An 18,789-nucleotide genomic window follows, 5' to 3' on the forward strand; every position below is an offset into this window, starting at 1 on the left:
CCTGGTTACTCAGCGCAGCGCAATGAGCGTCCCGTCATCGGCGAGCAGCACGAGCGTGCCATCCGAAACCGCCATCGGCAGGGAGGCGGAGGACCCCAGAGGCACGCGGCCGATGATCTCGCCCCCGACGGGATCGAGTTGCAGCAATTCGCCCTTGGTGGAGGGGATCAGCACGCGTCCGCCCGCGACCAGCGGATGGCCGAAGCGCGCCGGATCGCCGCGCCGACCGCCGGGCGGCTCCGGGTCCAGGGTGGTGACCCAGCTCACCGCGCCGTCCTCGCGCCCGATCGCCAGCGCGTCGCCGCCGCTGGTCACGGCGAAGGCCCAGTCGCCCGCGGTCGCCACGCCGGCGCCGCCGCCGAACGGGCGTTCCCACAGGCGCCGGCCGCTGCGCAGGTCCACCGCGATGGTCAGGTTGCCCTGGCCGACCGCGATCACCCGGCCGCCCGCGATTGTGGGCAGGCCGGTGATGCCGACGATATCGGCCAGGCTGGACCGCCCGACCGCGCCCAGACTCTCCGCCCAGAGCAGCCGGCCGTCCGAGGCGCGCAGCGCCAGCAGCTCGCCGGAGCCGAAGCCGGCGACCACGGCCTCGCCCTCCACCGCGGGCGCCGGCAGGCCGAGCGGGACCGTCGGCAGGACCTGCGCGCGATGCAGCCAGAGCCGCCGGCCATCCTCGACGGAATGGGCTGTGAGCTGGTTCTCGATGGTCGGCACGAAGATGCGCCCGCCCACCACCGTGGGTGCGCCGCGCGCCGCGCTCGGCAGGCGTTCGCGCCAGCGGACCGAGCCGCTGGCGGGGTCGAGCGCCATGACCTCGCCCGCGCCGGTGGCGACATAGACCACCCCGTCCGCCACCGCCGCGCCGCCGCCGAGGGGCGAGGCACTCTCGTCTTCCGGCGTGCTGTCGATCCGCCAGCGCTGGCGGCCATCCGAGAGGTTGGTGGCGGACACCATGCCCCAGGCGTCCACGGCATAGACCACGCCTTCGGCGATGACCGGGCCCGTGACGATGCGCTGCCGATAGCTCGAGCCCGAGCCGATGGAACTGCGCCAGGCGATGGCCAGGCTCTCGCCGACCGCGACATTGCCGGGTGCATGGCTCGGCGGGCCGCCCGTCATCGGCCAGGCGGCGACCGGCTCGGCTGCGGGCAGGCTGACACGGCCGGCTTCCGCGGCATCGGCGCTGAGAGGCGGCTCAGGCCGCAGGACGCTGCGGCGGTCGCCGGGCAGGCGGACCTTGCGCTCGCCCATGATGTTGTCGAGGCTGCTGCATCCGCCGAGCAGCGCGGCGGCGCCGAGCAGGGCATGGCGGCGAAGCACGCGCCCGCTCATGTGCGAAGCCCCGCGGCGACGCGCTGCGCCCTTTCGCGCACGCCGGCCGGGGCGGACTGGTCGGCCACCAGCCCGTCCAGGATGCGCTTCGCCTCGGCCGTCTGGCCGCGGCGGACGGCGATCAGCGCCTGCGCCTCCAGCGCCGAGGAGCGCCAGGGATTGCCGGCACCCGTCAACGGCGCGATGCGCGCGGCCAGCAGTGCGGGGTCGGCAGAGTCGATGCCGTGGCTCACCGCCAGCAGCGTCGCCAGGTCACGGTACAGCGGATCGGCGCCGGTATCGGCGGCCACCTGGTCCCACAGCGCGATGGCGCCTGGCAGGTCGCCGGTCTCGGCCTTCAGCGCCGCGGCGCGCAACCGCGCCAGGGTCTGGTAGCCGCTGGGCGATTCGCGGGCCAGGGCGGCGAAGCCGTTGCCGGCCGCGGCGAGGTCCGCGCCCTCGCGTTCGCTTGCCCGGTGCAGGCTCAGATAGGTCTCGGCCGCCGCCGCGGCCTGCCGCGCCTCGTACCAGCGCCAGCCCTGCCAGGCACCGGTCGCGGCCAGCGCCGCAAGCACAACGCCGAGCGCGACCCCGCCCCAGCGCTGGGCCAGTTTCCGCGCCCGCTCGGCGCGCAGATCCTCCTCGACCTCGTCGAAGATGTCGGGCACGTGCTGTCCTTCCGCCTGTCCGGCCGGGCCGGGGCGCGGACCATACAGGCGCGGTCACGGGGCGTTAAGCCCGGCGGGGCGAGGCTGTCCCCATGCGCCTGCCGCAACCCCTCTGGCTGCCCCTGCTCGCCCTGCCGCTGGGAGGGTGCTGGATTGACGCGGCCATAGGCCCGGCCGCCGTGGTGACCGGCACCTCCATTATCCTGATCGGCCGCACCCCGACCGACGTGCTGGCGAGCCTTGCGACGGGGCGCGACTGCTCCGTGGTGAATTACGAGCGGCGGCTGCCCTATTGCATGGAGCTGCCGGGCCCTCCGCCGCCTGCGCCCTTCTGCACGCCCTCCCTGGGCCGGGCGGATTGCTGGACCATGCCGCCGCCCGGTGCGCCTCTGCGCGGCATCGCCGATCCGCCGCGGCTGCCGGAGCCTCCGGCGCCGGGGCCGCGCTGGAGCCTGGATACGATGCTGAACGGCCCGATCAGCCGCTGACTCCCGGCGCGCCCTTCGGCGTCGAGGCGCGCCTCATCCCCGGAATTGCACCGGAACGCCCTGAGCGGTGCCGAGCACCTCGTCCTCCCGCATGGCGACGCGGCCGCGGATCACGGTCATCACCGGCCAGCCCGTGCAGCGTTGCCCGGCGAAGGGGGTCCAGCCGCAGGGGGAGACGATCCAGCTCTCCTCGATGGTGCGGCTCCGCTTCATGTCCACCACGGTGAAGTCGCCGTCATAGCCCGCGGCGAGCCGCCCCTTGCCGACCACGCCATAGACCCGCGCCGGCCCCGCGCACATCAGGTCCGCCAGGCGCGAGAGCGAGAGCCGTCCGGCGCTGACATGGTCCAGCATCAGCGGCACGATGGTCTGGACGCCGGTGAGGCCCGAACCGCCGGTCGGCCAGGGCTTTTCCTTCGATTCGCGTGAATGCGGCGCGTGGTCGCTGCCGACGGTGTCCACCGTGCCGTCGGCCACGGCGGCCCAGGCGGCATTCAGGTGGCGCTGGTCGCGGATGGGCGGGTTCATCACCGCATAGCCGCCGAGCCTGTCATACGCCTCGTCGGTCTGCGTCAGGTGGTTCAGCAGGACCTCGACCGTGCAGAGATCCCGGTAATCTTTCAGGTATTCCAGTTCCTCCGCGGTCGAGACGTGCAGGATATGCGCCGGCCGCCCGGTCTTGCGCGCCAGCGCCATCAGCCGCCGCGTGCCGAGGAAGGCGGTCTCCACGTCGCGCCATTCGGCATGCATGCGATAGGGCATGCCGGTGGTGTAGTTCGGCTTGCGCGCCTGCAGGCGGTACTCGTCCTCGGAGTGGTAGCTGATGCGGCGGCGGCCGGCGCGCATCACGCGTTCCAGGTTCTCGTCATCCTCCACCATCAGGTCGCCGGTGGAGGAGCCTGCGAAAACCTTGATGCCGCAGACATTCGGCTGCAGTTCCAGCTCCGCGAGGCCGGCGATGTTGGTCTTGGTCGCGCCGACATAGAAGCCGATGTCGCACCAGGCGCGGCCCTTCACATGCGCGCGCTTCCAGTCGAGGCGGGCGGTGTCGGTGATGGAGGGGCTGGTGTTCGGCATGTCGAACACCGCCGAGAGCCCGCCGAGGAGCGCGGCCTTCGTCCCGGTCTCGATGGTCTCCACGGCGGGGTCGCCGGGCTCGCGCAGATGCACATGGCTGTCGATCAGGCCGGGCAGGACATGCAGGCCGGTGCAGTCCACCTCCTCCGCCGCATGGGCCATGCGCAGGTCGCCGATCGCGGCGATGTGCCCGTTGCGCACGCCGACATCCGCCTTCTCCATGCCCCAGGGCAGCACCAGCGTGCCGCCGCGCAGGACGAGATCGAAGCTCTGGGCCATGGGCGGAAGGTTCCTCTGGGACGGGCCGGTCGGGCTTCCTATACTCCAAGGCGCCATGCCGGACAGCGCCACCCTCTACGACAAGGACTGGTACGCCTGGACCCAGGACCAGGCTGCGCGGCTGCGCGAGCTGGCGCCCTCCCAGCGGCCGAACGGGCTGGATGTCGAGCACCTGGCCGAGGAAGTGGAGGACATGGGCAAGTCGGACCGGAGGGCGGTCGAATCCCTGATCCGCAACGCCCTGCTGCACCTGCTGAAGCTGGAATTCCATCCCGACCAGCAGGCGCAGCGCGGCTGGCGGCGCGACGTTCGTGAGTTTCGCCGTCAGCTTGAGGTGCTGTTCCGGGATAGCCCGTCGCTCTACGCCCGCCGCGAGCAGTTCGTGCGCGAAGGGTGGGCGCGTGCGCTGCGCGACCTGCAGCAGGACCTGCAGGAGGATGCGCCGGCTTCCCTGCCGCTGCCGGACGATGTGACGTCCGGCGTCCCGCGCTACGACCCCGATCGCGAAGTGCTGAGCGAAGACTGGTATCCCGCCCCGCGCACCTGACGCATCACCCGCGCGAGGCCAGCACCTCCCAAACATCGCCGTCGCCGCCCGCGCGCTCAACGTGCGCGCGGTGCCACAGCGCGTAGAACAGCAGATGCCACGCCGCGAAGCCGCGATGCTTGTCGCCGCCGGCATTGCGGAACAGCGCGGCCACGCGATCCGGCCGCGCGATCTCCGCCACGCCCGGCTGCGCCGCGACCAGCGGGCCGAGCCTCTCGCCGACATTGGCGATCCAGGCCGCGACGGGCACGGTGAAGCCCTGCTTCGGTGCGAAGGGCCGGCTGCTCGGCAAATGGCGGGAGAGCCATTCGCGCAGCAGCCACTTGCCCGTGCGCCCGCGCACCTTCAGCCCGTCCGGCAGGCGCCAGCACGCGGCCGCGACGCCGGGATCGAGGAAGGGCGTGCGGCCTTCCACCGCATGCGCCATCAGGCAGCGATCCAGCTTCAGCAGCAGGTCGTTCGGCAGCCATTCCGCGATATCGGCCGCCTGCGCCGCCATCAGCCGCGTGCGCCCCGGCATCATCGCCGCCGCCTCTGCCGCGGCGATGCCGTCGCGCCAGGTGGAGGGCGGCTCCCGCAGCACATCGGTCACATGGTCGAAGCTGCCCGCGGCGCGCGGCTGCCGCCCGCCGAGCCACCAGGGCCGCATCGCGCTGCGGTAGCGGCCATAGCCCCCGAAGATCTCGTCGCCGCCCTCGCCGGAGAGGACGACCTTCACCTCCTGCCGCGCGCGCCGCGCGAGGAACCAGGATGGGATGATCGCGTAATCCGCGGCCGGATCGTCCATCGCCGCCACGATCTCCGGCAGGTGGCGCCAGACCTCGGCTTCCGTGATGGTCACGGTGGCGTGACGCGCGCCGGTGGCGGCGGCGGCGGCCTCCGCGGCCTGCTGTTCATCGGCCGCGCCTGGCACGTCGAAGCGCGCGGTGTAGGCAAGGACGGGCTTCTCGTTCAGCCGCGCCATCATCGCCAGCACGGCGTTGGAATCGATGCCGCCCGACAGGAACAGGCCATAGGGCACGTCGCTGCGCTGGTGCAGGCGCACGCTGTCCTCGAAGGCGGCGTCGAAGCGGGCGAGCGCCGCCTCGGCCTCGATCGGCTCAGGCCCGCCTTCCGGCAGGGCCGCGCGGCGGTGCCGCTCCACGATGGCGCCATCGGCGACGACGATGGTTTCCCCGGGCACCACGCGGGTGATGCCTTCGAAGATGGTCTCGGCGCCCGTGGTGAATTGCAACTGCATCAGCTCGTCGCGCGCCTCGCGCCGGATGCGCGGAGCAACCAGCCCGGCTTCCAGCAGCGCGCGCGGTTCGGAGGCGAAGGCGATGCCACCCTCGACCTGCGCGATGTAGAGCGGCTTGATGCCGAAGGGATCGCGCGTCAGCACCAGGCGCCGGTCGTGCCGGTCGTGCAGCGCCACGGCGTACATGCCGCGCATCGCCTGCGCGTAGCCATCCAGCCCGTCGCGGCGGAACAGGTGCAGCGGCGGCTCGCAATCGCTGCCGGTGGTGCAGGCCAGCGCATGCGCCTCCCGCAGCTCGAGGTAGTTGTACACCTCGCCATTCGCGACCAGCGCGGCGGGGCCGGCGAAAAGCGGCTGGTCGCCAGTGGCGAGGTCGATGATGGCAAGGCGGGTATGCGCCAGGCCCACATTGTCCGCGAGGTGCAGGCCCGATCCGTCCGGCCCGCGATGCGCCAGCGCGCGCGTCATGGCACGCAGCACGCCCTCGTCCGGCGTCATGCCCTGGCGCAGCGCGATGCCTGCGATGCCGCACATCTAGGCGTGCACCTTGGCGGCTTCGTCGAGGAAAGTACGCCACGCCGCGAGCACCGGGCCTTCCGCGTGGTGCGCTTCGAATTCGGCACGCCCGGCCGCCGCGATGGCGTCCGCGCGCGCGCGATCCGCGAGAAGCGACGCGATGGCGGCGGCCATCGCCGCGTGGTCGCCGATCGGCACGAGCAGGCCGGTGCGCCCATCCGCGATCAGCTCGCGCGGACCGTCCGAGGCCGCGGCCACCACGGGCCGTGCTGCGGCGAAGCCCTCGATCACGACATTGCCCAGCGGCTCGATGCGCGACGGCACGACGAGCATGTCGCTCGCCGCGAGCAGCGCGCCAACATCCTGCCGCCAGCCGAGGAAGGCGATGCGCGAGGCGATGCCGAGTTCGTGCGCCAGCGCTTCGAGCGCGGCGCGCTCCTCGCCCTCGCCGGCCAGCGCCAGATGCACCTCCGCCGGCAGCAGCGCCATCGCGCGCAGCAACGTCGAAAAATCCTTGTTGGGGTGGAGGCGGCCCATGGCGAGCAGGATCGGCACGCCGGATGGCAGGGGCAGGGCAGCCGGCGCGGAACCGGCAAGGTCGGCGGCGAAGTTCGGCAGGTGGCGCAGCCTCTCGCGCGGCCAGCCCTGGCCGGCGATCCAGTCGCAGAGACCGCGTGTGTTCGCCACCAGCAGGTCGCAGCCGCGATAGTAGCCGAGGTCGTATTGCCCACCGAGCCGGCCCACGAGCGTCCACGCCTCGCCCTGCGAGGCGGCGCGGGCGAAGCGCGCGGCGCGGTTCATCCAGGCGACGACGACCTGCGGGCGGAAGCCTTCGAGCGCGCTGCGAAGGCGCGGTGCGGTGAGCAGGTCGAAGGGACCGCCGAAGCCGAGCTCCACCGCCTCCAATCCGCCGGCGGCGAGGCGCGCGGCGCGTTCGGTGTTGCGGCGGATCACCGGCAGCACGCGCAGCCCGCTGCGATGCTGCGCGAGGACGAGGCGCTCGTAGAACCCCTCGGCGCCACCATGCGCCGCGCCGGCCATGACATGGGCGACCCTCATGCCGGCACGGGCTGCGCCAGCAACCCCTCCGCTGCGGCGACGACGCGTTCCACCGGCAGCCGCGTCATGCTGGTGTGGAAGGGCTCGCCATCGGCCGAGACGGCGACGCTGCGCGGCCCCACCGGGCCATATTCGCGCGCATCGGACTGCCCGAACAGCCCGACCACCGGCGCGCCCGTCGCCGCGGCCAGGTGCATCAGGCCGGAATCATTGCCGAGATAGAGCGCCGCGCGTCGCAGTACCGCCGCCACTTCCGGCAGGCTCAGCGTGCCAACGAGGTCCACCGCACCGGGCAGCGCCGTCAACACCGGGGCTGCCATCGCCCGCTCCTCCGCGCCCGGCCCGCCCAGCACGGCAATGCCTGCACCCGCCAGCGCGCCATCCGGCGCCGTCAGCGCCTGCGCGACGGCGACAAACCGCTCGGCCGGCCACACCTTCTGCGACCAGTTCGCGGTCGGCCCCAGAACCAGCCAGGGGCCGCCCGGCAGCAGCGCCGCCGCGCGCGCCTCGTCTTCCGCCGCGGTCCACGCGACGGGAAGGGGCGGGGGCGCGAGCCCGAGCAACGCGCCCAGATGCGTCAGCCGGTGCCCCGGCCGCCGTCCGCCCTTGCCCACCAGGCGACGCCGCGCCGGCACCATCCAGGCGAGCGCCGAGGCGCGGAGATCCACCACCAGGTCCCAGCGCGTGAAGGCCACCTGCGCCCAGAGCGTCGGCCAATGCAGCGACCAGCGCCGCTTCTCCACCACGATCAGCCGCTCCAGCCCCGGCATGCGGGCGAAGACGCCGGCCGCGGCAGGGCCGCACGCCACCGTGATCCGCGCCGCGGGATGCGCGCGGAGCAGGTGGCCGAGCAGTGCGGTGGAGAGCACGGCGTCGCCGATCCGGGTGGCGGTGACGAAGAGGATGCGCATCGGTTTCGCCGGCTCTAGCACGGCATCGCCCCCCGCCCCACCCCGCGCGGCCGAGCACGCGGGATGTTGCATCCCCGGCAGGCCCCTCCCACCTTGTCAGACATGCCGATCGCTGTCTTGCCGGGCCGAGGGGTGGTGGAGGTGACGGGCCAGGACCGCGTCGCCTTCCTGCAGGGCCTCGTCTCCAACGACGTGACCCAGGCCGCGCCGGGCCAGTCCGTCTGGGCCGCGCTGCTGACGCCGCAGGGCAAGTGGCTGGCCGATTTCTTCGTTCATTCAGACGGGCAGCGCCTGCTGCTGGATTGCGCGGTGGAGCAGGCGGGGCTGATCGTGACCACGCTGTCGCGCTTCCGACTGCGGGCGAAGGTGGCGCTGCGCGATGCCTCGGCCGACTTCGCGGTGCATGCCGCCTGGGGCGAGCAGCCGCCGTACGGCGTGATCGCCGCGCGCGATCCGCGGCTTCCCGAGGCCGGCTGGCGCGTGCTGGCGCCGGCGCTGCTTTCCGGCGCGCTGGATGCGGCGGAATACGAACGCCACCGTTTTTTGCTCGGCCTGCCCGAGCCCGCCGACATGGAGGCGCAGAAATCGGTGCTGCTCGAAGGCGGATTCGACGAGCTGCACGGCGTCTCCTGGTCCAAGGGCTGCTACATGGGCCAGGAACTCACTGCTCGCACCAAATACCGCGGGCTGCTGAAGAAGCGGCTGTTCCCGGTCCTGGTGACGGGTCCGCTGCCGGCGCCCGGCACGCCCGTGACGCGCGACGGCGTGGAGGTCGGCGAGATGCGCAGCGGCCGCGACGACCGCGGCCTCGCCCTGCTGCGCATCGAGGCAGTGGAGGCCGGCGGCCGCTTCGCCTGCGGCGCAGCGGAGCTGGCCCCGCACATCCCCGGCTGGATGCGCCTGCCCGCGCGCGAGACCACCTGACGGATTCCGCTATCCGTTGACGACGCTGCCGCCGTTCGGGTGCAGCACCTGGCCGGAGATGTAGGAACTGTCCGCGTTGCTGGCCAGGAAGATGTAGCTCGGCGCGACCTCGTCCGGCTGTCCCGCGCGTTCCATCGGCGCGCCGCTGCCATGTCGGGCCGTACGCTCCGCATCGAAGCTTGCGGGGATCAGCGGCGTCCAGATCGGCCCGGGTGCCACGGCATTGACGCGGATCTTCCGCTTCTCCAGCGCGACGGAAAGGCTGCGCGTGAACGCCACGATCGCGCCCTTGGTGCTGGCATAGTCGATCAGCGTCGGATTGCCCTTGTAGGCGGTGATCGAGGTCGTGTTGACGATCGCGCTGCCTTCCCTCAGGTGCGGCAGCGCGGCCTTCGTCATCCACATCATGCCGAGAATGTTGGTGCGGAAGGTCCGCTCCACCTGTTGCACCGGAATGGCGGAGAAATCCTCGCAGACATGCTGCTCGGCGGCGTTGTTCACGAGGATGTCGAGGCGCCCGAGCCGTTCGACCGCCTGCTTCACGGCCTGCCGGCAGAAGCCGGGATCGCCGATGTCGCCGGCGAGCGCCAGGCAGCGGCGGCCCTCGGCCTCGATGCGCCGCTGCGTGTCCTGCGCGTCCTCCGTCTCGTCCAGGTAGAGGATCGCGACATCCGCGCCTTCCTTGGCGAAGCCGATGGCGACCGCGCGGCCGATGCCCGAATCGCCGCCCGTGACGAGCGCCACCTTGCCCGCGAGCTTGCCCGAGCCCTGCCAGGTCTCCATGGCGGAGGCCGGACGCGGCTGCATCGCGCCTTCGCGACCCGGCTGGTGCTGCTGTTCCTGCGGCGGGAAATTCTGTTCGGGCATCGGTCGGACTCGCTGCGCTGCTGCCAAGGGCAACGGCGCGATGCGCGGCCGGTTTCAGCGCGGCGGACGCTCTCCTGGCAGGGCGGCGAGCACCACCGCCACGAGCACGAGGCTCGCGATCCACCAGGCCTGCCAGGCGCCGAAGGACAATTGCCCGGTGGCTGCGCCCGCCACGGCGGCACCGAGGGCGGCCGGCGCCGCGGGCATGGCCCCGGCTGTCAGCATCACGGTGGCGGCCAGCAGCGCCGCCAGCGCCGCGCCGATCAGGCCGAGTTCCAGCCAGACCTGCAACGCGTTGTTGTGAGTGTGCAGCGGCAGGCGCCGCGCCGCCTCCGCGCCGAACCAGTCGCGCGCCTCGGGGGAGGTCAGGCCGAAGCGGTCGAGCGTGGCGCGCTCGAAGCGGTCGACGCCGCCCGGGATCTCACGGCTGGATTCCATGCCCCAGCCGAGCAGCGGCCGCTCCGCAATGCGCTCCGTCACGAAATCCCAGATCAGCACGCGGTGCGCGGCGGAAGGCGGCAGCGCGGCGAGGTTCGGTGCGCGGTCCAGCACGGCGGCGAAGAGCAGGGGCGCGGTCAGGAATACCAGCGCGAGCGACGCCGCCGCGACCCGTGCGGCAAGCCGCGGCGCCCACCGCGCGGCAAGCGCCGCGAGCATCCCCGCGACCGCCGCGATCTTGGCGGATTCGCCCGGCAGCCACACCGCCACTGCCACGCCGCCGAGGATGAGCGCAGCGCGCAGCAGGCGCGGCGCCTGGGGCACGGCCAGCACCAGCGGCAGCAGCAGCGCGACGAGCGAGACAGTCGGCTTCAGCCCGAAATCCACGAAGGGCGTCCAGGGCGGGAAGCCGCGCACCGCCAGGCGGAACAGGTTCTGGCTGCCATGGTCGAAGGCCAGCAGCGGGATGCCGAGGCAGAGCCCGATCACCAACGCCGCCCCCAGGCGCGCGCGATGCTCCGGTGCGTCCTGTTCAAGCGCGCGTGCCGCGGCCGCGCCGAGCAGCAGCAGTGCGACGAGGCTCGCCACCGTGCCCAGCGCGCGATCCGGCTCGATCGACCAGAGCGCGGAGATCGCGGCCCAACCGAGCAGCGCCAGCGCCGGCAGCAGCAGCGGCTTCCAGCGTGGCCATGGAAGGCTGCGGTGGTTGCGGGTGTGCGCGACCAGCGTGAGCGCCAGCGCGATCGTCACCGCAGGCGCCATGGCGCGGAACTGCGCGACCGCCATCACGGGCGCAATCGCCAGCAGCACCGCGAGCGGAAAGCTGGCGGAGCGAAGGAACGGATTCACCGCCCGTGCTTCTCCGGCTCGATCCGCGCCTTCAGGTAGGACAGCAGCGGGAAGGCGCCTGTGCAGAAGGCGAGCAGCACACCCATCGCGCCTTCCCGGTAGCCATTGCGCGAGACGTAGCTCTTGAAAGCCCGCGACACGAAGCGGCGGAGATTGCCCGCGAGCGTGCCGATGTTGCCGCTCGCGATCAGGTCGGCGGCCTTGGCGGAGGAATACTTGTCGAGCCGGCGCAGCATGTCGGAGATGTCGCGGTCCACCAGGTGGATCAGCGCGCCCCGCGTGATCTTCGGGCCTTCCGCGCCCGTCCAGTCCAGCCCCGGATGCACGCGCTGCGCACGCCAGCGCTTGGCGCCTTTGCGTGACAGGCGCGGCACGGAGGTGGTGCCGAAACTTCCCGCCCAACCGTATCGCACCAGCCGCTCGCCGACATAATTGTCCACCGGCACCTGGTGCCAGGCGTGCTGCGACGACGCGATGGTCGCGTGGATGGCGGCGGCGAGATCGGGCGTGACGCGCTCATCCGCGTCGACCTCCAGCACCCAGTCGCCGGTGCAGGCGTCGAGGCCCGTGTTGCGCCGCGCGCCTTCCAGCTCCCACGCGCCTTCGATCACGCGCGCACCGTGCTCGCGCGCGATCGCCGCGCTGCCATCCGTGCTGCGATCCAGCACCACCACGACCTCATCCGCGAAGGCACAGGACGCCAGACAATCCGGCAGCCGCTGCTCCTCGTTGCGCGCGACGACGAGGGCGGAGAGGCGGGGTGAGGTCATGCGGCGACGGGGAGGGCTCTGCCCTCCCCGCACCCCTCCCGCCAAGGGGCAGTGGCCCCTTGGAACCCATGAGCGTTAGCGCCGGGAAGGGAGGGGGCCGAAGTGCCCCCTCCCTTCCCGGCGTTGAACTGATCAAGGTCCAGGAGGCCACGCCTCCTGGCGGGGGGTGCAGGGGGGCGGAGCCCCCCTGCGGCCGCGCGGCTCACGCCGTCCTGTCGCCGCCGCCGGCGAGGGCCGCCTGGGCTGCCGCGAGGCGTGCGATGGGGACGCGGTAGGGCGAGCAGGAGACGTAGTCGAGGCCGGTCTTGCCGCAGAAGTGGATGCTGGCCGGGTCGCCGCCATGTTCGCCGCAGATGCCGAGCTTGAGGTCGGCCTTGACCTTGCGGCCCTTCTCCGCGGCGATCTCCACCAACGCGCCCACGCCGTCCACGTCGATGGAGACGAAGGGGTCCTTCGGCAGGATGTTCTTCTCGACATAGACCGGCAGGAACTTGCCGGCGTCGTCGCGCGACAGGCCGAACACCGTCTGCGTCAGGTCGTTGGTGCCGAAGCTGAAGAAATCCGCGCTTTCGGCGATCGCATCCGCGGTCAGCGCCGCGCGCGGCAGCTCGATCATCGTGCCGACGAGGTACTCCACGTGGTAGCCGGATTCGGCGAAGACCTCCTGCGCCACCCTGTCCACCAGCGCGCGCAGGATCTCGAGCTCGCGCTTCGTCATCACGAGCGGGATCATGATCTCCGGCACCGGCGCCTTGTGCGTCTCCTTGCCGATGGCGACCGCGGCCTCGAAGATCGCGCGGGCCTGCATCTCGTAGATCTCGGGGAAGGTGATGCCGAGGCGGCAGCCGCGATGGCCGAGCATCGGGTTGGCTTCCGAAAGCTCCGAGACGCGCCGGCGCATCGCCGCGACATCGGCGCCGAGGTCGGCGGCGACCTCCTCGATCTCCTCCTCCTTGTGCGGCAGGAACTCGTGCAGCGGCGGGTCGAGCAGGCGGATCGTCACCGGCAGGCCCGCCATGATGCGGAACAGGTCGATGAAGTCCTGGCGCTGGAAGGGCAGCAGGCGCGCCAGCGCGGCGCGGCGGCCGCCTTCCGTCTCCGCCATGATCATCTGCCGCACGGCGCCGATGCGCTCGGGATCGAAGAACATGTGCTCGGTGCGGCAGAGCCCGATGCCCTCCGCGCCGAATTTCCTCGCAGTCTCGGCATCGAGCGGCGTTTCCGCGTTGGTGCGCACCTTCAGCTTGCGGACGGAATCCGCCCACTCCATCAGCGTCGCGAAATCGCCCGAGAGCTTCGGCTCGATCATCGCGACGGAGCCGACGAAGACCTCTCCGGTCGCGCCGTCCAGCGTGATGGTCTCGCCGGCATTCACCCGCTTGCCGCCGGCGCTCAGCACCTGTTGCGCATAATCCACGGTGATGCTGCCCGCGCCGGCCACGCAGGGCCGCCCCATGCCGCGCGCGACGACGGCGGCGTGGCTGGTCATGCCGCCGCGCGTCGTCAGGATGCCCTTCGCGGCGTGCATGCCGTGGATGTCCTCAGGGCTCGTCTCGATACGCACGAGGATGACGGCCTCGCCCTTTGCCGCGCGCGTCTCCGCCTCGTCGGCCGAGAACACCACCACGCCGCAGGCCGCGCCCGGCGAGGCCGGCAGGCCCTTCGCCAGCGGCTTGCGCGGCGCCTTCGGGTCCAGCGTGGGATGCAGGAGCTGGTCCAGCGCCTTCGGGTCGACGCGCTTCACCGCCTCCGTGCGGTCGATCAGCCCCTCGCGTGCCATGTCCACGGCGATCTTCAGCGAGGCCGCGGCGGTGCGCTTCCCGTTGCGCGTCTGCAACATGTACAGCTTGTTCTGCTGCACCGTGAACTCGATGTCCTGCATGTCGCGGTAGTGCTTCTCGAGCGTCGCGCGAACCTGCACCAGCTCGGCATAGGCGTTCGGCATGGCCTCTTCCATGCTGCGCTCGCCGGGCTTCGAGCGTTCCTTCGCCATGGGCTGCGGCGTGCGGATGCCGGCGACCACGTCCTCGCCCTGCGCGTTGATCAGGTACTCGCCGTAGAACACGTTCTCGCCCGTGCTGGGATCGCGCGTGAAGCACACGCCGGTGGCGCAGTCATTGCCCATGTTGCCGAACACCATGGCCTGGACGTTGACGGCGGTGCCCCAGTCCGCGGGGATGTCGTGCAGGCGGCGATAGGTGTTGGCGCGCGGGTTCATCCAGCTTCCGAACACCGCGCCGATCGCGCCCCAGAGCTGCTGGTGCGGGTCCTGCGGGAAGGGCTTGCCGGTGACTTCCTCCACCATGTCCTTGTAGCCGGCGACGACGCGGTGCCAGTCCGTCGCGCCGAGCTCGGTGTCCTCGGAGACGCCCTTGTCGAGCTTCACATGCTCGATGATTTCCTCGAAGCGGTGATGGTCCACGCCGAGCACGACGGAGCCGTACATCTGGATGAAGCGGCGATAGCTGTCCCAGGCGAAGCGCGCGTCGCCCGACGCGGCCGCGAGGCCGTCCACGGTCGCGTCGTTCAGGCCGAGGTTCAGCACCGTGTCCATCATGCCGGGCATCGAGACGCGCGCGCCGGAGCGGACGGAGACGAGCAGCGGTTTGTGGTGGTCGCCGAACTTCGCGCCGACGGCGCCTTCCACGCGCGCCAGCGCGCGCTCCACCTGGTCCTTCAGGTCGCCGGGATAGCTGTTCTGGTGGGCGTAGTAGTAGGTGCAGACCTCGGTGGTGACGGTGAAGCCGGGCGGCACGGGAAGGCCGATGCTCGCCATCTCCGCCAGGTTGGCACCCTTGCCGCCGAGCAGGTTGCGCATGTCCGCGCGGCCTTCGTTGTGGCCGGCCCCGAAGCTGTACACCCACTGGGTCATCAAGCTGTCTCCTGCCCTGGGGGACGTTCGAGGGCCTCGGCCGGCGGCACCGGCGAAACCCCCACCCCGCCCCTCCCCCGCAAGCGGGAGAGGGAGAATGGATTGCGCGACTGGTCCCTCTCCCGCGCAGCGGGGGAGGGTCGGGGCGACGAACGGGCGGCTTGCGCTCCGCCGGCCATCACCCCTCGATCTTCGAGAAGTCGGCCACGGCGTCCATGGCGGTCCGCAGCCGGTTGAGCAAGCGCAAACGGTTCTGCCGGAGTTCCTTTTCGGGCGCATTGACCGTCACGCGATCGAAGAAGGCGTCCAGCGGCCCGCGCAGAGCGGCGAGTGCGGCCATGGCTTCCGGGTATTTTTCGTCGTTCAGCGCGCCCTTTGCGGCGGGTTCCGCGGCATCGAGGGCGGCGGCGAGGGCCTGCTCCTCGGGCAGCGCGAGCAGGGCGGCGTCCACCGCGCCGGCATGCGGCCCGTCCTTCTTCTCCTCGATGCGCAGGATGTTGGCTGCGCGCTTGTAGGCGGCGAGGAGGTTTTTTCCCGTGTCGGATTCCACCAGCGCCTTCAGCGCATCGGCGCGGGCGAGCAGGCGCAGCAGGTCATCCTCGCCGGCGGTAAAGGCGGCGGCGACCACGTCGTGCCGCGCGCCTTCGGCGCGGAGCTGGACGCGCAGGCGTTCGGCGAGGAAATCCACCAGGCCGGCCGCGAAGGCGGCGACCATCGGCGGATGCGCGCTGCCGGCGGGCGGCTTCCAGCCGGCGTTCAGCTTTTCCTGCGCGACGGCCATGCCGAATTCCGGCGCCGGTGAGACGCCAACCGCCTGCGGGAAGCCGAAGAAGGATTCGGCGAAGGCGTCGGCCAGGCGCAGCCGCAGTCCGTTCTCACGGACGATGCGGATAATGCCGAGTGCGGCGCGGCGCAGCGCGAAGGGATCGCCGCTGCCGGTCGGCCGCTCATCGGCGGCGAAGAAGCCGGCGAGGGTGTCGAGCTTGTCGGCCAACGCAACGGCGACAGCAGTCGGTTCGGAGGGAACCGCGTCGCCCGGTCCGAGCGGACGATACTGCGTGCCGATCGCGTCGGCGACGAGCGCGTCCTCGCCCCGGGCGCGCGCGTAGTAGCGCCCCATCACGCCCTGCAACTCCGGGAATTCTCCCACCATGCCGGAGGCGAGGTCGGCCTTGGCGAGTTGCGCCGCGCGCGCCGCAAGGTTCGCATCGGCCCCGATATGGGGCGCGAGCCAGCGCGCCAGACGCTCCAGCCGCGCCACACGCTGGCCCTGCGTGCCGAGCTTCGCGTGGAACACCACCTCGTCGAGCTTGGGGAGGAAATCCTCGAGCTTCTGCTTGCGGTCCTGGTCCCAGAAGAAGCGCGCATCCGAAAGCCGTGCGCGCAGCACGCGCTCATTGCCCGCGACCAGCGCGGCGCCGCCGTCGCTGGCGGCGATGTTGGCGACCACGCCGAAGAAGGGCGCCGCGGACCCGTCCGGCCTGACGACGGAAAAATAGCGCTGGTTGACGCGCATGGTGGCGCGCATCAGTTCCGGCGGCAAATCCATGAAGGCGTCGTCGATGCGGCCGAGCAGCGGCACCGGCCACTCCACCAGCCCCGCTACTTCCTCCAGCAGCCCGCGATCCGGCACCATTTGCACGCCGTGCGATGCGGCGAGCGTGTTCAGCCGTTCCTCGATGATCGCCATGCGCTCGCCGGCGTCGATGATGACGCGGCGATGCCGCAGCTCCGCCTCGTAGCTGGCGAAGGAGAAGACGGCGACCTCTCCGGGTGCCATCACGCGATGGCCTTCGGTCAGGTTGCCACTACGCAGCCCATGCGCGTCGTCATCGCCCTGCTTCAGGTCGAAGGGCACGACCTCGCCGTCGAGCAGGCAGAGGATGCGCTGCAGCGGCCGCACCCAGGTGAAGCTGCCGCCCGAGCCCCAGCGCATGGATTTCGGCCAGGCGAAGCCGCGGATCAGCTTCGGCATCTCGCGCGCGATCAGGTCGCGGGCTGCCAGCGTCTCGCCGGGCTTGTCCAGCACCCAGAAGCCGTTGCGCTCCACGAGCGCCGACTTCTCCGCGCCGTGCTTCTTCAGGAAGCCGGCGAGCGCCGCGTCCGGCGCGCCGATGCGCGGGCCGCGTTCCTCCTTGCCCTCCGTCGTGACCTGCGCGCGCAGCATGGCGGCCAGCGCGATGCGCCGCGGGCCGTGGAAGGCGCGCGGCGCGCCTTCCATCACCGGCGCCAGAGCGGCGGCCACGGCGCGTGCAAGGTCGTCGGCGCCGCGCGCCTGCATGCGCGCGGGAATTTCCTCGCTGAACAGTTCGAGCAGAAGTTCGGGCATGCGCTACAGCGCCCTTTTCACATCGGTCTGGGCGAAGTCGTCGCCCTTGAACAGCAGCGGCTCGTTCCGCTCGATCGCGAGCGCATAGGCGAAGCAGTCGCCCAGGTTGAGCCCGGCCTTGTGCCGCCCCTTGCCGAAGCGGCGCCAGCCTTCCTGCGCGACGCGCGCGGTTTCGCCGGTGATCGGGCAGATCTCGGCGCCGACGCCGGCGACCCAGCGCTCGATCGGCATCGGCGCGCCTGTGGCCCGGCGGCCCTCGATGACGGTCGTCGCCTCGACCAGGGTCACGGCCGAGACGCGGATCGCCTGCGCGGCCGCGATCGCCTCGCTGTAGAGTTCGGCGTCAGCCTCGCGGAACAGGATCGCGCAGATGGCCGAGGTATCCACGATCACTTCGGCGTCCCGTTCTCGTCGTAGAGATCGGAATGGTCGCTGGTGCGCAGATGCGGCGGCGTCGCGGCAGTCACTTCGGCGGCGAGTTCCTCCATGAACTTCAGCCGCTTTTCGTAATCGGGGTGCCGGCCAGGCGCCGCGCCCTTCTCCTTCTCGACCCGCGCCAGTCGCTCCTCCAGCGCCGAGACCACGGCCTGGGTCTTGCTCTCGCCGGTCAGGGCGACGAGGCGGCTGACGAGTTCGTCCGCGCGGTCGCTCTTGATGTTCAACTGACCCATCGCGCCCTCATGGTAGAAAGCGCAGGGGATATGGTAGAAACAGGGAGGGCCGGCAACCTCACGCGGCTTTCTCCCCCGCCAGCCAGGCCTCGCAGCAGCGCTTCGCCAGGGTCCGCACGCGCCCGATAAAGGCCTGCCGCTCCGCCACGCTGATCGCGCCGCGCGCATCCAGCAAATTGAAGCGGTGCGATGCCTTGATGCACTGGTCATAGGCCGGCAGCGCCAGGCCGCGATCCACGAGCGCGGTGCATTCCTTCTCGGCGTCGGCGAAGTGCTGGAACAGCATCGCGGTGTCGGCGGCCTCGAAATTGTGGTGCGAGTATTCCACCTCGGCGCGCTTGAACACCTCGCCATAGGTCACGCCGCGGCCGTTGAAATCCAGGTCGTAGACGTTCTCGACGCCCTGGATGTACATCGCAAGGCGTTCCAGGCCATAGGTCAGCTCGCAGCTCGGCACCTCGCAGGGGATGCCGCCGACCTGCTGGAAATAGGTGAACTGCGTCACCTCCATCCCGTCGCACCACACTTCCCAGCCGAGGCCCCAGGCGCCGAGCGTCGGGCTTTCCCAGTCATCCTCGACGAAGCGGATGTCGTGCAACATCGGGTCGATGCCGAGCGCCCGGTAGCTCTCGATCAGCAGGCGCTGCGGGTCGGGCGGGGACGGCTTCAGGATGACCTGGTACTGGTAGTAGTGCTGCAGCCGGTTCGGGTTCTCGCCATAGCGGCCATCGGCGGGGCGGCGACTGGGCTGCACATAGGCCGCCTGCCAGGGCTTCGGCCCCAGCGCGCGCAGCGTGGTCGCCGGGTGGAAGGTGCCGGCGCCGACTTCCATGTCGTAGGGCTGCAGGATCAGGCAACCCTGCTCGCCCCAGAAGCGGTGGAGGCGCAGGATGATATCCTGGAAGGAGGGGGGCTTTTCGGGCATCTCGGGGCGCGGAATAGACCAGCCGAGGCCTTGGGCCAACTGCGC

Annotated in this window: 17 protein-coding genes; 3 read left to right on the forward strand and 14 right to left on the reverse strand. The window is 71.4% G+C overall.

Translation table 11 applies throughout. The features are described from left to right. Positions 1-9: 9 nt before the first annotated feature. Positions 10-1,335, reverse strand: a complete 1,326-nt coding sequence (locus E4T13_RS27260) for a PQQ-binding-like beta-propeller repeat protein (RefSeq protein ID WP_137181487.1) — start codon at positions 1,333-1,335, stop codon at positions 10-12. Continuing rightward, positions 1,332-1,982, reverse strand: coding sequence for a tetratricopeptide repeat protein (locus E4T13_RS27265; RefSeq protein ID WP_137181488.1), 651 nt, complete (start codon positions 1,980-1,982; stop codon positions 1,332-1,334). Before E4T13_RS27265 ends, E4T13_RS27260 begins: the two co-directional genes overlap by 4 nt. Before the next feature lie 92 nt (positions 1,983-2,074). On the opposite strand from E4T13_RS27265, the gene E4T13_RS27270 reads away from it, so the two are divergent. Continuing rightward, positions 2,075-2,470: a hypothetical protein gene (locus E4T13_RS27270; RefSeq protein WP_137181489.1), complete on the forward strand. Its 396-nt coding sequence runs from the start codon at positions 2,075-2,077 to the stop codon at positions 2,468-2,470. A gap of 33 nt (positions 2,471-2,503) precedes the next feature. Here E4T13_RS27270 and E4T13_RS27275 read toward each other — a convergent pair whose 3' ends face one another. Continuing rightward, a complete protein-coding gene (locus E4T13_RS27275) occupies positions 2,504-3,826 on the reverse strand; it encodes a dihydroorotase (protein ID WP_240791321.1) in 1,323 nt (440 codons plus the stop codon). Here E4T13_RS27275 and E4T13_RS27280 point away from each other — a divergent pair. Beyond that, positions 3,825-4,373, forward strand: coding sequence for a DUF29 domain-containing protein (locus E4T13_RS27280; RefSeq protein ID WP_240791322.1), 549 nt, complete (start codon positions 3,825-3,827; stop codon positions 4,371-4,373). The genes E4T13_RS27275 and E4T13_RS27280 overlap by 2 nt on opposite strands. 4 nt (positions 4,374-4,377) lie before the next feature. On the opposite strand, the gene asnB is transcribed toward E4T13_RS27280, so the two are convergent. Genes asnB through E4T13_RS27295 form a run of 3 tightly spaced genes read right to left on the reverse strand, consistent with a single transcriptional unit; the run spans position 4,378 to position 8,099 of the window. Then, positions 4,378-6,147 (reverse strand): asparagine synthase (glutamine-hydrolyzing), encoded by a 1,770-nt coding sequence (gene asnB, locus E4T13_RS27285; RefSeq protein ID WP_137181492.1) that lies wholly within the window; start codon positions 6,145-6,147, stop codon positions 4,378-4,380. Continuing rightward, positions 6,148-7,188 (reverse strand): glycosyltransferase, encoded by a 1,041-nt coding sequence (locus tag E4T13_RS27290; protein WP_137181493.1) that lies wholly within the window; start codon positions 7,186-7,188, stop codon positions 6,148-6,150. It abuts the gene before it with no gap. Next, entirely contained in the window at positions 7,185-8,099 is a 915-nt protein-coding gene (locus tag E4T13_RS27295) for a glycosyltransferase family 9 protein (protein ID WP_137181494.1), read from the reverse strand. The genes E4T13_RS27290 and E4T13_RS27295 overlap by 4 nt, the downstream gene beginning before the upstream one ends. A gap of 102 nt (positions 8,100-8,201) precedes the next feature. Between E4T13_RS27295 and E4T13_RS27300 the strand changes: the two genes are divergently transcribed. After that, positions 8,202-9,023, forward strand: a complete 822-nt coding sequence (locus E4T13_RS27300) for a folate-binding protein YgfZ (RefSeq protein ID WP_137181495.1) — start codon at positions 8,202-8,204, stop codon at positions 9,021-9,023. Positions 9,024-9,032: 9 nt separating this feature from the next. Here E4T13_RS27300 and E4T13_RS27305 read toward each other — a convergent pair whose 3' ends face one another. The 8 genes from E4T13_RS27305 to E4T13_RS27340 all read right to left on the reverse strand — a co-directional run bounded on the left by E4T13_RS27305 (position 9,033) and on the right by E4T13_RS27340 (position 18,744). Continuing rightward, positions 9,033-9,890 carry an SDR family oxidoreductase gene (locus E4T13_RS27305; RefSeq protein WP_137181496.1) on the reverse strand — a complete coding sequence of 286 codons (858 nt, stop codon included), beginning with the start codon at positions 9,888-9,890 and terminating at the stop codon, positions 9,033-9,035. Positions 9,891-9,944: 54 nt separating this feature from the next. Beyond that, positions 9,945-11,177, reverse strand: coding sequence for an O-antigen ligase family protein (locus tag E4T13_RS27310; RefSeq protein WP_137181497.1), 1,233 nt, complete (start codon positions 11,175-11,177; stop codon positions 9,945-9,947). After that, positions 11,174-11,947, reverse strand: a complete 774-nt coding sequence (locus E4T13_RS27315; RefSeq protein ID WP_137181498.1) for a glycosyltransferase family 2 protein — start codon at positions 11,945-11,947, stop codon at positions 11,174-11,176. The genes E4T13_RS27310 and E4T13_RS27315 overlap by 4 nt, the downstream gene beginning before the upstream one ends. Before the next feature lie 202 nt (positions 11,948-12,149). Then, complete coding sequence (gene ppdK, locus E4T13_RS27320) at positions 12,150-14,819, reverse strand: pyruvate, phosphate dikinase (RefSeq protein WP_137181499.1); 2,670 nt, start codon at positions 14,817-14,819, stop codon at positions 12,150-12,152. 178 nt (positions 14,820-14,997) lie between these two features. Further along, entirely contained in the window at positions 14,998-17,148 is a 2,151-nt protein-coding gene (gene glyS, locus E4T13_RS27325; RefSeq protein ID WP_137181500.1) for a glycine--tRNA ligase subunit beta, read from the reverse strand. 3 nt (positions 17,149-17,151) lie between these two features. Continuing rightward, on the reverse strand, positions 17,152-17,535 hold the full coding sequence (locus tag E4T13_RS27330; RefSeq protein ID WP_240791323.1) for a type II toxin-antitoxin system VapC family toxin: 384 nt from the start codon (positions 17,533-17,535) through the stop codon (positions 17,152-17,154). 2 nt (positions 17,536-17,537) lie between these two features. After that, positions 17,538-17,819: a type II toxin-antitoxin system VapB family antitoxin gene (locus tag E4T13_RS27335; RefSeq protein WP_137181502.1), complete on the reverse strand. Its 282-nt coding sequence runs from the start codon at positions 17,817-17,819 to the stop codon at positions 17,538-17,540. Between the two features lie 58 nt (positions 17,820-17,877). Next, entirely contained in the window at positions 17,878-18,744 is an 867-nt protein-coding gene (locus E4T13_RS27340) for a glycine--tRNA ligase subunit alpha (RefSeq protein ID WP_137181503.1), read from the reverse strand. Positions 18,745-18,789 lie beyond the last annotated feature (45 nt).

It is taken from the genome of Roseomonas sp. AR75 (assembly GCF_005222815.1).
Taxonomy (GTDB): Bacteria; Pseudomonadota; Alphaproteobacteria; order Acetobacterales; family Acetobacteraceae; genus Falsiroseomonas.

Coding starts and splice junctions, on each gene's coding strand:
- E4T13_RS27290 (WP_137181493.1), bottom strand. CDS start 7,188: ATGAGGGTCGCCCATGTCATGGCCGGCGCGGCGCATGGTGGCGCCGAG.
- E4T13_RS27305 (WP_137181496.1), bottom strand. CDS start 9,890: ATGCCCGAACAGAATTTCCCGCCGCAGGAACAGCAGCACCAGCCGGGT.
- E4T13_RS27295 (WP_137181494.1), bottom strand. CDS start 8,099: ATGCGCATCCTCTTCGTCACCGCCACCCGGATCGGCGACGCCGTGCTC.
- asnB (WP_137181492.1), bottom strand. CDS start 6,147: ATGTGCGGCATCGCAGGCATCGCGCTGCGCCAGGGCATGACGCCGGAC.
- E4T13_RS27270 (WP_137181489.1), top strand. CDS start 2,075: ATGCGCCTGCCGCAACCCCTCTGGCTGCCCCTGCTCGCCCTGCCGCTG.
- glyS (WP_137181500.1), bottom strand. CDS start 17,148: ATGCCCGAACTTCTGCTCGAACTGTTCAGCGAGGAAATTCCCGCGCGC.
- E4T13_RS27335 (WP_137181502.1), bottom strand. CDS start 17,819: ATGGGTCAGTTGAACATCAAGAGCGACCGCGCGGACGAACTCGTCAGC.
- E4T13_RS27300 (WP_137181495.1), top strand. CDS start 8,202: ATGCCGATCGCTGTCTTGCCGGGCCGAGGGGTGGTGGAGGTGACGGGC.
- E4T13_RS27275 (WP_240791321.1), bottom strand. CDS start 3,826: ATGGCCCAGAGCTTCGATCTCGTCCTGCGCGGCGGCACGCTGGTGCTG.
- E4T13_RS27280 (WP_240791322.1), top strand. CDS start 3,825: ATGGGCGGAAGGTTCCTCTGGGACGGGCCGGTCGGGCTTCCTATACTC.
- ppdK (WP_137181499.1), bottom strand. CDS start 14,819: ATGACCCAGTGGGTGTACAGCTTCGGGGCCGGCCACAACGAAGGCCGC.
- E4T13_RS27260 (WP_137181487.1), bottom strand. CDS start 1,335: ATGAGCGGGCGCGTGCTTCGCCGCCATGCCCTGCTCGGCGCCGCCGCG.
- E4T13_RS27340 (WP_137181503.1), bottom strand. CDS start 18,744: ATGCCCGAAAAGCCCCCCTCCTTCCAGGATATCATCCTGCGCCTCCAC.
- E4T13_RS27315 (WP_137181498.1), bottom strand. CDS start 11,947: ATGACCTCACCCCGCCTCTCCGCCCTCGTCGTCGCGCGCAACGAGGAG.